This is a genomic window from Hydrogenophaga sp. ZJX-1, from assembly GCF_048590325.1.
Classification (GTDB): Bacteria; Pseudomonadota; Gammaproteobacteria; order Burkholderiales; family Burkholderiaceae_C; genus Hydrogenophaga.
In genome coordinates this window covers 28,228-41,354 of the sequence record NZ_JBMBRA010000012.1, presented here as the reverse complement: position 1 = coordinate 41,354, position 13,127 = coordinate 28,228, and the positions used below count along the sequence as shown (strand labels likewise).

Genomic DNA, 13,127 nt, shown 5'->3' with positions numbered 1-13,127 from the left:
TCAGCGCCAGCCGGGCGTCTTGTCCAGTCGGAAATACAGGCTGGGCTGGGACGTGGCGCTGCCCTCTGCCGGACGGCGGATGCCGCGAATGACCTGCCCGCACGCCAGAGGCGCCCCCGCCCAGACCGCCTCCATGGTCACGCCGTCGGCGGATTCGTCGAGGTTGAACTCTCCGTCCACCACATCCCCTGAAACCTGGGTCTGCACATCGTTGCCGGTGGTGGATCGCCTGATGTGACCTCGCACGCTGCCAGGATAGTCGGGGTGGCGCTCGAACAGCACGGCGCCGCGGGACTGTGGTTCGGTTTCCCGTCCGTCCAGCGGCCAGAGCGTGAGCTGCCACAGGCCGTAGAGATGGGCGGGCGCCATGTCAGCCGGTTCGGTACAGGCCGCTGCCGGCGGGGTGGGGCGGCTCTGGGCGGTGGCATTGGGTGAGGGCGTTGCCGCCAGCAAGGCCAGCAGCGTGGTGCCGATCCACGCGGCCTTGGCGCGATCCTTGGGCGAGCGGTGCAGGCTCATGGTGTATTCGCAGCTTTCTGCGCGGCCTGGTCGGTGGCGCGTTGGGCGAACTCGGCGCGCAGCGCGCGCAGCTTTTCGCGCGGGTCTTCTTTCACGGTGTTCTGGTCCAGCGCCATCTCTTTGATGAAGCGGCTGGCCATGCCGGGCACACTTTCCCGGCCCTTCTTGCGGCGCTTGAGCCAGCTCACGGCCAGCGTGCGCTGCGCGCGCGTGATGCCCACGTACATCAGGCGGCGCTCTTCCTGCAGGCGCTGCGCCAGGCTCTCGGCGCTGGCGTCGCGGTTGCTCTCTTCGTCCATCTTGAATGGCAGCAGGCCCTCGTTCACACCGACCAGCATCACGTGCGGCCATTCCAGGCCTTTCGAGGCGTGCAGGGTGGAGAGCGTCACCACGTTCTGGTCTTTCTCGCGCTCGGACAGCGTCGAGAGCAGGGCGATGGTCTGCACCACTTCGAGCAGGGTCTTGCGTTCGGTTTCGGTCTGCACGCCGGCTTCGTCCTCGATCTGGCCGCCGCAGCGCCCGGCCACCCAGTCGCAGAACTCCACCACGTTGGTCCAGCGGGCGGCCGCGACCTTCTCGTTGTCCTCGCTGTCGTACAGGTGCTTCTCGTAGGCGATGTCTTTCAGCCACTCGGTGAGGAAGGCGCGCGCGGCCTCGTGGCCCACCGTGTGTTTGGCGCGGTACTCCAGATCGTTCACCGCACGGCCGAACTCGTGCAGCGTGGCCACGGCGCGCGCGGGCAGGGTGGCCCCCAGCGAGTTGGAGAACAGCGCCTCGAACAGGCTCAGTTTGTATTGCGTGGCGAAGTTGCCGAGTTGCTGCAGCGTGGTGTGGCCGATGCCGCGCTTGGGCGTGGTGGCCGAACGCAGGAAGGCCGGGTCGTCGTCGTTGTTCACCAGCAGGCGCAGCCAGGCGCAGAGGTCACGGATCTCGGCTTTGTCAAAAAAGCTCTGGCCACCCGAGACCTTGTACGGGATCTGGGCGCGGCGCAGCGACTGCTCGAACGAGCGCGCCATGTGGTTGGCGCGGTAGAGGATCGCGAAGTCGCGCCACTCCTTGTGCGGCGAGATCGTGCGCAGGCTCTGGATGCGCGCCACCGCGCGCTCGGCCTCGTGCTCCTCGTTGTCGGCGTCGACCACGCGGACCGGTTCGCCTTCGCCGAGGTCGCTCCACAGCGTCTTGGGGAACAGTTTGGGGTTGGGGCCGATGACATTGTTGGCCGCGCGCAGGATGGCGCTGGTGGAGCGGTAGTTCTGCTCCAGCTTGATGACTTTGAGCTCGGGAAAGTCCTGCGGCAGGCGTTTCAGGTTGTCCAGCGTGGCCCCGCGCCAGCCGTAGATCGACTGGTCGTCGTCGCCCACGGCGGTGAAGCGCGCGCGTTCGCCCACCAGCAGCTTCAGCAATTCGTACTGCGTGGCGTTGGTGTCCTGGTACTCGTCCACCAGCACGTGGCCCATCTTCTTCTGCCAGCGCTCGCGCACGTCCAGGTGCTCGGTGAGCAGCTTGAGCGGCAGGCTGATCAGGTCGTCGAAGTCCACGCTCTGGTAGGCCGTGAGGCGCTCCTCATAGCGCGCCATGATGGTCGCGGTGACGCGTTCGTTTTCGTCCTTCGCCTGCGCCAGCGCCTGGGCCGAATTCAGGCCTGCGCTCTTCAGGGCGCTGATGCCCCATTGCCAGCCGCGTGCGGTGTTGGCGTCGGTGGTGCCGCCGCAGTCTTTCAACATGCTGGTGATGTCGTCGGTGTCGAGGATGCTGAAGTTCTTTTTGAGGCCCAGCGCCGCGCCGTCATCGCGCAGCAGGCGCACACCCAGCGCGTGAAAGGTGCAGATCAGCACCTTCTTCGCGTCGCGGCCCACCAACTGTTTGGCGCGCTCGCGCATTTCGGCGGCGGCCTTGTTGGTGAAGGTGATGGCGGCGATGCGGTCGGCCGCAAGGCCTGCGTTGATGAGGCGGCCGATCTTGTGCGTGATCACGCGCGTCTTGCCCGAGCCCGCGCCGGCCAGCACCAGGCAGGGGCCGCCCAGGTGGTTCACGGCTTCGAGTTGGGCAAGGTTCAGGCCGTGGGACATGGGAACTTCATCGCTGGCATTCGGCAAAGCGTCTGATGATACCGGCGGCCCCGGCCGGGCGTGGGGGTGCGGCCATGTCGCCGCCTTGCCCGGTGCCCCGATGTGATCCTGAGACAATCGCCCACCGTGCTCAACATCCTGCTCGTCACCTTCCCCTTCTTCGCGCTCGTGCTGGCCGGTTTTCTGGCCGCCCACCGGCGCATGCTTCCGCTGGAGGCGATCCCGGGACTGAACGGTTTTGTGCTGTTCTTCGCACTGCCCTGCATGCTGTACCGCTTCGGCTCGACCACACCGATTGCCGAGCTGCTCGACGCTTCGGTGGCCGGTGTCTACTTGCTGTGTGCGCTGGTGATGGTGGCGTTTGCCATCGTCATGACGATGAACAGCCGCATCCGCTGGAACGACGCGGCCATGGGCGCGCTGGTGGCGGCCTTTCCCAACACCGGTTTCATGGGCGTGCCGCTGCTGGCGGCGCTGCTGGGGCCGCAGAGCGCGGGTCCGGTGATCGTGCTGATCGTGGTGGACATGGTCATCACCAGCTCGCTGTGCATCGCGCTCTCCCGGCTCGACGAGGGCGAGGGCCATGGCGGCCAGGCCATGCTGGTGGCGGGGCGCAAGGCTCTGCGCGGGGTGGTGGTGAACCCCATGCCCTGGGCCATCTTGCTGGGTGGCGTGGCGTCGGCGGTGCAGTTCACCCTGCCCGGACCGGTGGAAAAGACCGTCTGGCTGCTGGCCGATGCCGCTTCGCCTGTGGCGCTGTTCACCATCGGCGCGGTGCTGGCGCGTTCGCAGATCCAGTCCAGCCACCCCATGCCCACCAGCGATTACTTGCCGGTGGCGATCATGAAGCTGTTGTTGCACCCGCTGCTGGTGCTCGCGGTGGGCACGGCGGCGATCCAGCTCGGCGTGCCATTGCAGCCGTTCGCGCTGACGGTGATGGTGCTGGTGTCGGCCCTGCCCAGCGCCAGCAACGTGTCGCTGCTGGCCGAGCGCTTCGGCGCCGACAACGGGCGCATCGCCCGCATCATCCTGGTGACGACTGCGGCGGCCTTCCTCACGTTCTCGGGCGCCGTTGCGCTGATGACCTGACGGTATAGAAATTTGCTATCGATTGCCTAGTGACAATCAAGTTGTCAAATGGGTGAGCGGAGCGCACAGTGGAGGCTCGATCACTCGCTGGAGCCCTGCCATGACACCCGACACCTTCGCCTGCTTCCTGGCCGACTGTGTGGAACGTTTCGCAGCACTGGCCCAAGCACACTGAACGAGCCCGTTCAACCCCCTGGAGACCCCCATGAGCAAGCCCGCCGCCGAATCCAAGTGCCCCTTCCACGCCGCTGCTGGCGCACGCGCCACACAAGGCGCACAGTCCAACGCCGACTGGTGGCCGAACCAGCTGAACCTGGGCATCCTGCACCAGCACACCCCGGCGTCCAATCCGATGGACCCCGACTTTGATTACGCCGAAGCCTTCAAACAGCTGGACTTTGCCGCGCTCAAGCAAGACCTGACCGCGCTCATGACCGACAGCCAGGACTGGTGGCCGGCCGACTGGGGCCACTACGGCGGCCTGTTCATCCGCATGGCCTGGCACAGCGCCGGCACCTACCGCACGGCCGACGGCCGCGGTGGCGCGGGCACCGGCAACCAGCGCTTTGCGCCCGTCAACAGCTGGCCCGACAACGGCAACCTCGACAAGGCGCGTCGCCTGCTCTGGCCGATCAAGCAGAAGTACGGCAACGCCATCTCCTGGGCCGACCTCATGATCCTGGCCGGCAACGTGGCCATGGAGTCCATGGGCTTCAAGACCTTCGGTTTTGGTGGCGGCCGCGCCGACATCTGGCAACCCGAAGAAGACATCTACTGGGGTGCCGAAAAAGAGTGGCTGGCCACCAGCGACAAGGCCAACAGCCGCTACAGCGGTGAGCGCGACCTCGAGAACCCGCTGGCCGCCGTGCAGATGGGCCTGATCTACGTGAACCCCGAAGGCCCGGACGGCAACCCCGACCCGGTGCTTTCCGGCCGCGACGTGCGTGAAACCTTCGCCCGCATGGCCATGAACGACCACGAGACCGTGGCCCTGGTGGCCGGTGGCCACACCTTCGGCAAGGCGCACGGCGCGGGCGACCCCAAGCTGGTGGGGCCTGAGCCCGAGGCCGCGCCCATCGAGCAGATGGGCTTCGGCTGGATCAACCAGCACGGCAGCGGCAAGGGCGGCGACACCACCACCAGTGGCATCGAAGGCGCGTGGAAACCCAACTCCACCACCTGGGACATGGGTTACTTCAAGGTGCTGTTCAAGTACGAATGGGAGCTGGTCAAGAGCCCCTCGGGTGCGCACCAGTGGCGCGCCAAGGACGTGGCGCCGGAAGACATGATCCCCGACGCGCACGACCCGAGCAAGAAATATGCGCCCATGATGACCACGGCCGACATGTCGCTGCGCATGGACCCGGTCTACGAAAAGATCTCGCGCCACTTCATGGCGAATCCCGACGAGTTCGCCGACGCCTACGCCCGCGCCTGGTTCAAGCTGACCCACCGCGACATGGGGCCGAAGAGCCTGTACCTCGGCCCCGAAGTGCCGGCCGAAGACCTGATCTGGCAGGACCCGGTGTCGGCCGTCAACCACCCGCTGATCGATGCGAAAGACATCGCCACGCTCAAGGCCCAGGTGCTGGCCTCGGGCCTCTCGGTGAGCGAGCTCGTGTCCACCGCTTGGGCCTCCGCGTCCAGCTTCCGCGGCAGCGACAAACGTGGCGGCGCCAACGGTGCCCGCATCCGCCTGGCTCCGCAGAAAGACTGGGAAGCCAACCAGCCTGCACAGCTGGCCAAGGTGCTGGCCGTGTTCGAAGGCATCCAGACCACCTTCAACAGCACGCAGGCGGGCGGCAAGCGGGTGTCGATGGCCGACCTGATCGTGCTCGCCGGCAGCGCTGCGGTGGAAGCCGCGGCCAAGGCCGCGGGCCAGACCCTTGAAGTGCCCTTCACCCCGGGCCGCAGCGACGCCACGCAGGCACAGACCGATGTCGAGTCCTTCAGCGTCTTGGAACCGCAGGCCGACGGCTTCCGTAACTACGCCAAGGCCGCCTACAGCGTCGCGCCCGAAGCAATGTTGCTCGACAAGGCCCAGCTGCTCACGCTCAGCGCCCCGGAAATGACGGTACTGGTCGGCGGCCTGCGTGTGCTCGGCGCCAACCACGGTGGCAGCCCGGCGGGCGTGTTCACCAGCCGCCCGGGTCAGCTGACGAACGATTTCTTCGTCAACCTGGTGGACATGTCCACCGCCTGGAAGCCGAGCGGCGACAACGCCTACGAAGGCCGCGACCGCCAGACCGGTGCCGTGAAGTGGACGGCGACCCGCGTGGACCTGGCCTTCGGATCCAACTCGCAACTGCGGGCGATTGCAGAGGTTTATGCGCAGAACGATGGCGGCCAGAAGTTCGTCAAAGACTTCGTCGCCGCCTGGAACAAAGTCATGAACCTCGACCGCTTTGACCTGAAGAAGTGATGCGTTGATCCGGCAGGTTGTCCTGCCCCGGCCCCCGCAGCTTCGGCCCCGGGGGCTTTTTTGTGTCGGTGCGAAGATCGGGGCTTTCCACCTGACCCCCTCCGAATGGCCCTGACCCTTCTGCTGGCCCGCCACGGCCAGACCGACCTCAACACCGACGAGCGCTGGCAGGGTCGGCTCGACCTGCCGCTCAACGCCACCGGCCAGGCCCAGGCCGAGCAGCTCGCGCTGTCGCTGCCCGGTGGCATCGACACCCTGGTGGTCTCGCCCATGTTGCGGGCACGCCAGACGGCCGAACCGGTGGCGCGCGCGCGCGGGCTGGTGCCGCGTCTGGACGCCGATTTCCGCGAGCGCGATTTCGGCCTCTTCGAAGGCCTCACCGCCGACGAAGCCGCGCAGCAGTTCCCCGAACTCGCCGCACGCAACGTGGCCTATCGCTGGGACGAAGAACCCCCCGGTGCCGAAGCCACCCGCGCGGTGGTGGACCGGGTCGGGCGCGGGCTGCAGCAGCTGCGCGCGATGCACGACGGCCAGACCGTGTTGCTGGTATCGCACGGTTTCGTGGTGCGCTGTCTGCGTTACCTGATCGACGGGCTGAGCGATGCGGCCTTTTTTGAAGCCGAGCGCATCCCGAACGGCGCCTTCCTGACGCGACAGCTGCCCTGAGCCCTACGGGTCCGTGTCCTGCAGCAGCCTGGCCAGCACCGCCGGGATCTTCTTCGGCGCCAGGATGCGCAGCTGCTTGTTGACGTTGAAGCGGCCGAACACCACGGTGATGGCCTTGGCCGGCACGTCGAATTCCTCCGCCAGGAACTTCACCATGTGGTCGGTCGCCTTGCCCGCCACCGGCGTGGCGGTCACGCTCACCTTGAGCTGGTGGCCCTTGGTCTTGCCGATCGCGTCGCGTTTGGCCGCCGGCGTGCCCAGGATGTTGACCACCAGCGTGTCGCCGTCCCACGCACAGGGCGTGTTCATCTTCATGCGCGGCGCGGCCGAGCCCGGCTCTTCGGCTTCGTCGTCGGGCGCTGGTGTCAGGGCTTGTGTTTTGGATTTGCGTGCCATGGTGTTCCCTCGCAGGGGGTGTTTCCATCGGGGGCATTGTGCTGTTTTCCACGGGCATCGCCGCTGGCCTGTGTTTTGTGCGGGCTCAGGCTCACGTTTGGCCTTGGCGTGCCGATGAGGGATGTGTACAGACCCCCGGAGACCCCATGCTCTTTGCTCCCTTGCCCCGAAACGAGGCCAAGCGCCTGGAGGCACTTCGCTCGCTGCTGATTCTGGACACCGCGCCCGAAGAGCGTTTCGACCGCATCTCGGCCTTCGCCGCGAGAGAGTTCGATGTGCCGATCGCGCTCGTGTCTCTGGTCGATCGGGACCGGCAATGGTCCAAATCCCACTTCGGTCTGGAGGTGTGCGAGACACCGCGAGACGTTTCCTTCTGCGGCCATGCCATCGCCAAGTCGGAAGCGCTGGTGGTGCCCGACGCGTTGAAGGACCCCCGCTTTGCCGACAACCCGCTGGTGACCGGCCACCCCTTCGTCCGCTTTTATGCCGGTGCGGGCTTGCGCCTGCCCTACGGCCAGGTGGTCGGCACACTGTGCCTCATGGACCGTCGACCGCGTGAGTTCGACCGACTCGATGTGGCCATTCTGGGCGGCTTGCGCGACATGGTGGTGGAGGAGCTGTTCCGTCGCGAGGAGGCTGCAGTATGAGCACTCCGGGAGGCGCCCTCGCTCGCAAGGTGCTGCTGATCGAACCCGACGGTCTGGTGCGCGGGACCGTGGCCTCGGTGTGCCGCGAGATGCAGATTGCGCGTGTGCGTCAGGCGATCAGCATCGCGTCGGCCGAACAATGGCTCAAGACCGGAGTGCCGCAGGCCTTGCTGATGTCGCTGGTCGAAGGCGATGCCGCGCTGGATTTCATGACCCGGCTGCGGGCCGGCGCGTTCCGCTGCGATGCGGACATCCCGGTGGTGGCGATGGCACGTGTGGTCGACACGGCGCTGGTGGCCCGCCTCAAGGCGCTCGATGTGCGCCGGTTGCTGCTGCAGCCGTTCAGGTTGCACGACGTGATCCACACGCTGGAGCAGCTCTGGCCTGCGCTGGCAGCACTCCCGGCGTGAACCGCCCCTAAGGCAACGCTGAAAAAGTCCCTCGTGGCGCGGGCATCCCGCTCTCGGGCGGTCTGCGGCGTTGCAAAGCCTCGCCGGGCCGCCCACCCCGTCTGCGTTTTGCGCCTTGCAGCCCATCCCGACAGCAGGCGCCCGCATCCACGGGGACTTATTCAGCGTCGCCCTAAATCGACAGCGGGTCCACGTCCACCGCCCAGCGCACCAGGCCCTTGGCCTCCGGCGCGCTGCGGCAGCCGTGCAGCACCGGCTGCCAGGCCGACAGAAAGCGCTGCAGCGCGCCGCGCGAATCGGTCTCCACCAGCATCTGCGCGCGCTCCACGTTGGCCACGCGCTGGATCGTCAGCGGAACCGCGGGGTAGAGCGTGATCTGGTCGCGGTGTGGCAGGCCGGCGGCCTGTTCGGCGGCGATGTTCAGAAACGCTTGCGCCGCCTGCTGGGTGCGCGCGTCGGCGCGCAGCAGGGCCTGAAAGCCGTAGGGCGGCATGCCGGCCTGTTCGCGCTCGGTCAGTTGCTCGGCGGCGAAGGCCGGGAAGTCGTGTTTTTTCAGCGTGGCAAACAGCGGGTGCTGCGGGTACCAGGTCTGAACCCACATCTCGCTCGCGCCGCTCTGGGTGGCGTCGCGCCCGGCGCGGCCCGCCGCCTGCATGAGCAGGGCAAACAGGCGTTCGGGCGCGCGGTAGTCGCTGGCGAAAAGGGCCGAGTCGGCGTTGATACCGGCCACCAGTGTGATGCGCCGGAAATCGTGGCCCTTGGCGATCATCTGCGTGCCCACCAAGACATCCACCTCACCGCTGTGCAGCGCCGCGAGCTGCAGTTCCAGGCTGCCCTTGAGGCGGGTCGAGTCCGCGTCCATGCGCGCCACGCGCGCGGGGCTGCCGTCTGGCCGTTTCACGTCGGCCAGCAGGCCGGCGAGCTGCTCTTCGATCTGTTCGGTGCCCCGGCCCACGGGTGCGATGTCGAGGTTGCCGCAGTCCGGGCAGGCGCGCGGCACGCGCTCGGTGAAGCCGCAGTGGTGGCAGCGCAGGGTGCGGTCCAGCTTGTGGAACACGCGGTAGGCGCTGCAATGCGGGCAGCCGCTCTTCCAGCCGCAGTCGTGGCAGGCCAGCACCGGCGCGTAGCCCCGGCGGTTCAGCAGCACCAGGCACTGCTCACCACGCGCGATGCGCTCGCCCATGGCCGCCACCAGCGGGGGCGCCAGCACCGCGCCCTTGGGCTGGTGGTTCATGTCCACCAGGCGCAGGCGCGGCAGCGTCCCGCCGCCGATGCGCCCCGGCATGGTCAGCCGCACATAACGCCCCTGATCCGCCGCGTGCCAGCTCTCCAGCGAGGGCGTGGCCGAGCCCAGCAGCACCTGGCAACGCGGGTTTTCTCCCTCTCCCACGGGCGGGAGAGGGCTGGGGTGAGGGGCATTGGCCAGCGCCTCGCTCTCCACCTTCGCCCGGTACACCGCCAGATCCCGTGCCGAATAGCGTGCCCCTTCCTGGCTCTTGTAGCTCGGGTCGTGCTCCTCATCCACCACGATCAGCCGCAGCCCCGGCAGGCTGGCAAACACCGCCATGCGCGTGCCCAGCACGATGCGCGCGCTGCCGGTGTGTGCGGCCAGCCAGCTGGTCAGGCGCTGTGCCGGCGTCATGCCGCTGTGCAGGCAGACCACCGAGCCGGCGCCGAACGCGGGCTCGAAGCGCTCCCGAAAGCGCGCCTCCAGCTGCGGCGTGAGGTTGATCTCGGGCACCATCACCAGCACCTGGGTGGGTGCCTCGTTTTCGGGCGTGGCGGTTTCCAGCACCGCCTGTGTGGCGCGCAGATACACCTCGGTCTTGCCGCTGCCGGTGGCGCCGTACAGCAGCACCGGCGCTTTGGCCGCGGCGAGGGCCCGCAGCGCTTCGGCCTGCTCGGCGCTCAGGTCGTGGCCCTGCAGCGCCTCGGGCGCCGTGGGTGGCACCCCGGCCGCCGCCTTGGCGCGGCGCTTGAGCCGGCGCGCCAGCTGGGTGCTGTCGAGCTCACGCAGCTGCGGCGGCAGGGCGGCCAGCGCCACCTCGCCCAGGCTGCGCTGGTAATACTGGGCGCAGAATTTCACCAGCTGGCGCCAGCACCCATTCAGTGCCGGCAGGCCCTCCAGCACGCCCGCGATCGCCTTGGTCCGGGCTTCGGTGAGCCCTTCGGGTGGTGCGTCCGGGCAGTCCCAGACCACGCCCAGTACTTCGCGCGAACCCAGCGGCACGCGCACCAGCACACCCGGCGCGAGCGACAACTCACTTCGGTAGGTGAGCGCCGCTCCCACGCCGCTGTGGGCCGGGGTGGCAACGACGATGCTGGGCCAAAAAGCCATGGTTAGCGGGATTTCCTCGTTTCAACTGTCGGAAAGCGATGTAAGTCTTTGATTTGTCATGGCTTCCGGGGCTATCCAGACTTTCTGTGGATAACTTTGTTGATAGGTGCGTTTTGCGGGCCGGGAAGCCTTGTAAATCAAGGGCTTGCTTAGACTGCCCGGAAAAAAAGCAGAAATCAAAAGCCAATCAAATCAACAACTTGCAAGAGTTGGCTTGCGCCGAACCGATTCACAAGCGCCGAAAAATTGTTGCGGCGCCGCAGCACAAGATTTGTGCATAAGTGAGTTGTGTCAAGCGGTTTTTTTTTGAAGTTTTGTGCTAAGGGCTGCGCAGGCCGGGTTTTTGCCCCACCTGTGACGGTCCGGGACCGACCGACCGGCCGGTCTGGTCAGGGCCGCGTTCAGCCTTGCGTGCGCAGGCGTTTCGAGTGCGTGTGCACCGCGTCCACCAGCACCTTCACGCTCTCTGGCGGGGTGTACTGGCTGATGCCGTGGCCCAGGTTGAAGATGTGCGTGGGGCCGGTGCCAGCGCCCTGGTGCGGTTTGCCAAAACTCTCCAGCACGGCTGCCACTTCGCGGTCGATCGCCTCCGGCGGCGCGAACAGCACGTTCGGGTCGATGTTGCCCTGCAGCGCCTTGCTGTCGCCCACCGCCGCGCGCGCCTTGGCCAGATTCACCGTCCAGTCCAGGCCTAGGGCTTCGCAGTCCAGGCCTTTCATGTCGTCCAGCCACAGGCCGCCGCCCTTGGTGAACACGATGCGCGGAATGGTCGCTCCGGCGCTGTCGGTGCGCTTGAGCTGCGCCAGCACGCGCTTCGTGTAGGCCAGCGAAAAATCCTGGAACTTGCCGTCGGCCAGCACGCCGCCCCAGCTGTCAAACACCATCACCGCCTGCGCGCCGGCGTCGATCTGCGCGTTCAGGTAGGTCGCCACCGAGTCGGCGTTGATGGCCAGGATGCGGTGCATCAGGTCCGGGCGGCTGTACATCAGGCTCTTGACGGCGCGGTAGTCGTCCGAGCCGCCGCCCTCGACCATGTAGCAGGCCAGCGTCCAGGGGCTGCCCGAGAAGCCGATCAGCGGCACCCGGCCGTTGAGCGCCTTGCGGATGCTGGTGACCGCGTCGAACACGTAGCGCAATTTGTCCATGTCGGGTACGGCCAGCGTGGCCACATCGGCCTCGGTGCGCACCGTTTTTGCAAACTTCGGGCCTTCTCCCTGCGCGAACGACAGGCCCAGACCCATCGCGTCCGGCACGGTCAGGATGTCCGAGAACAGGATCGCCGCGTCCAGCGCATACCGCTCCAGCGGTTGCAGCGTCACCTCGGTCGCGTAGTCCACGTTCGTCGCCAGCCCCATGAACGAACCGGCCCGGGCGCGCGTGGCGCAGTACTCCGGCAAGTAGCGGCCAGCCTGGCGCATCAGCCACACCGGCGTGTGATCGGTCGATTGGCGCAGGCAGGCGCGCAGGAAAGTGTCGTTCTGCAGGGGGGCGTAGCTCATGGGGTGTCCGGTGCGGGGTCGTCAAAGGGAAGCCGCGATTATCCCGCCTGGGCTATGACCGCACTTTGAGCCAGCGCAGGTCGGTCAGCCAGCCGCGAGCGAGGCGTCCTCCGGCGGGTGGTGCCGCCGGTCGCGATCTTGAACACAGGCGTGCAAATCTGGGTCTCCGACAGGTCGGTTCTTTCCCATCCCCTGGACGTCGCATGAGGAGAAACACAGAGCGCGGTGGTGCTCGTCGTCGACCGCCTGTTCAATGGCCTCGTCGGGGCCGCGATCTGCGGACAGATCGGAACCGACCGCGATCGGCTTCGAAGGGCGGCGTGTGTGGGCCCGCCACGACCGGTGCGCGGGCACGCATCGGATGCCCCAGCTCTGAAAGGGCTGCTTGACCTTCCCATGATGAGAACGTCCAGGCTGAGGTCCTCGACATGACCCAGGAGCTTCAACATGGATCACGCGCACCACGTTCCTCATCCCGCCGGCCATGGCGGGCAGCGCCCAGCCAGCCAGGGTGGCGATTCCCTGAACCGCACGGCACTGGTGGCCACGCTGCACTGTCTTCTGGGCTGTGCCATCGGCGAAGTGGCGGGCCTGCTCATCGGAACCGCATGGGGGTGGAGCAACAGCGCCACCATTGCCCTGGCGGTCGGGCTGGCTTTTTTTGCCGGCTTTGCGCTCACCGCGCTCCCTTTCCTGCGTCGGGGATACCCGCTCAAGGCCGCACTCAAGATCGCGCTCGCAGCCGACGCGGCCTCCATCACCCTCATGGAGATCGTTGACAACGCCCTCATGCTGGCCATCCCCGGCGCCATGGACGCTTCCATCGACTCCCTGTTCTTCTGGGCCAGCATGGCGGTTTCACTGGCCGTCGCAGGCCTGGCCGCGTACCCGGTCAACCGTTGGCTCATTGCCCGAGGTCGGGGCCACGCAGTGGCTCATGTTCACCATTGAGCGCTGCGCAGAGACCGGCGCCCGCCCTTTGTCCAGGGTCTCTTCCGGCGTGTCACCCGGGCCTCAGGGCGCCAAGGCCCCGTCTGCGCTTCGGGGCCCGGGTGCCCGCCGGCCCCGCGCG

11 protein-coding genes are annotated in these 13,127 nt (G+C 67.2%); 6 read left to right on the top strand and 5 right to left on the bottom strand.

All coding sequences use genetic code 11. The annotated features are described in order from the left end of the window. A complete protein-coding gene (locus tag ACN5W5_RS23565; RefSeq protein WP_420050845.1) occupies positions 1-519 on the bottom strand; it encodes a hypothetical protein in 519 nt (172 codons plus the stop codon). Then, positions 516-2,588 (bottom strand): ATP-dependent helicase, encoded by a 2,073-nt coding sequence (locus ACN5W5_RS23560; RefSeq protein WP_420050844.1) that lies wholly within the window; start codon positions 2,586-2,588, stop codon positions 516-518. The genes ACN5W5_RS23565 and ACN5W5_RS23560 overlap by 4 nt, the downstream gene beginning before the upstream one ends. 126 nt (positions 2,589-2,714) lie before the next feature. Here ACN5W5_RS23560 and ACN5W5_RS23555 point away from each other — a divergent pair, with 126 nt between their 5' ends. The 3 genes from ACN5W5_RS23555 (at position 2,715) to ACN5W5_RS23545 (ending at position 6,765) form a co-directional block, all read left to right on the top strand. Next, the gene (locus ACN5W5_RS23555; protein ID WP_420050856.1) at positions 2,715-3,677 is read left to right on the top strand and encodes an AEC family transporter; all 963 of its coding nucleotides are present in this window, start codon (positions 2,715-2,717) and stop codon (positions 3,675-3,677) included. A gap of 205 nt (positions 3,678-3,882) precedes the next feature. Further along, positions 3,883-6,099: a catalase/peroxidase HPI gene (gene katG, locus ACN5W5_RS23550; RefSeq protein WP_420050843.1), complete on the top strand. Its 2,217-nt coding sequence runs from the start codon at positions 3,883-3,885 to the stop codon at positions 6,097-6,099. Between the two features lie 105 nt (positions 6,100-6,204). Beyond that, positions 6,205-6,765 (top strand): histidine phosphatase family protein, encoded by a 561-nt coding sequence (locus ACN5W5_RS23545; protein ID WP_420050842.1) that lies wholly within the window; start codon positions 6,205-6,207, stop codon positions 6,763-6,765. A gap of 3 nt (positions 6,766-6,768) precedes the next feature. Here ACN5W5_RS23545 and ACN5W5_RS23540 read toward each other — a convergent pair whose 3' ends face one another. Continuing rightward, positions 6,769-7,080: a DUF167 domain-containing protein gene (locus tag ACN5W5_RS23540; protein ID WP_420050855.1), complete on the bottom strand. Its 312-nt coding sequence runs from the start codon at positions 7,078-7,080 to the stop codon at positions 6,769-6,771. Positions 7,081-7,307: 227 nt separating this feature from the next. On the opposite strand from ACN5W5_RS23540, the gene ACN5W5_RS23535 reads away from it, so the two are divergent. Together ACN5W5_RS23535 and ACN5W5_RS23530 are read left to right on the top strand one after the other, a co-directional pair. Next, a complete protein-coding gene (locus tag ACN5W5_RS23535) occupies positions 7,308-7,808 on the top strand; it encodes a GAF domain-containing protein (protein ID WP_420050841.1) in 501 nt (166 codons plus the stop codon). Further along, positions 7,805-8,218, top strand: coding sequence for a hypothetical protein (locus ACN5W5_RS23530; protein WP_420050840.1), 414 nt, complete (start codon positions 7,805-7,807; stop codon positions 8,216-8,218). The genes ACN5W5_RS23535 and ACN5W5_RS23530 overlap by 4 nt, the downstream gene beginning before the upstream one ends. Positions 8,219-8,390: 172 nt before the next feature. On the opposite strand, the gene priA is transcribed toward ACN5W5_RS23530, so the two are convergent. Together priA and hemE are read right to left on the bottom strand one after the other, a co-directional pair. Beyond that, positions 8,391-10,556, bottom strand: a complete 2,166-nt coding sequence (gene priA / locus ACN5W5_RS23525) for a replication restart helicase PriA (protein WP_420050839.1) — start codon at positions 10,554-10,556, stop codon at positions 8,391-8,393. A 401-nt stretch (positions 10,557-10,957) separates the two neighbouring features. Then, positions 10,958-12,055, bottom strand: coding sequence for a uroporphyrinogen decarboxylase (hemE, locus tag ACN5W5_RS23520; RefSeq protein ID WP_420050838.1), 1,098 nt, complete (start codon positions 12,053-12,055; stop codon positions 10,958-10,960). A 447-nt stretch (positions 12,056-12,502) separates the two neighbouring features. Here hemE and ACN5W5_RS23515 point away from each other — a divergent pair, with 447 nt between their 5' ends. Further along, a complete protein-coding gene (locus tag ACN5W5_RS23515) occupies positions 12,503-13,006 on the top strand; it encodes a DUF4396 domain-containing protein (protein WP_420050837.1) in 504 nt (167 codons plus the stop codon). Positions 13,007-13,127: the final 121 nt, after the last annotated feature.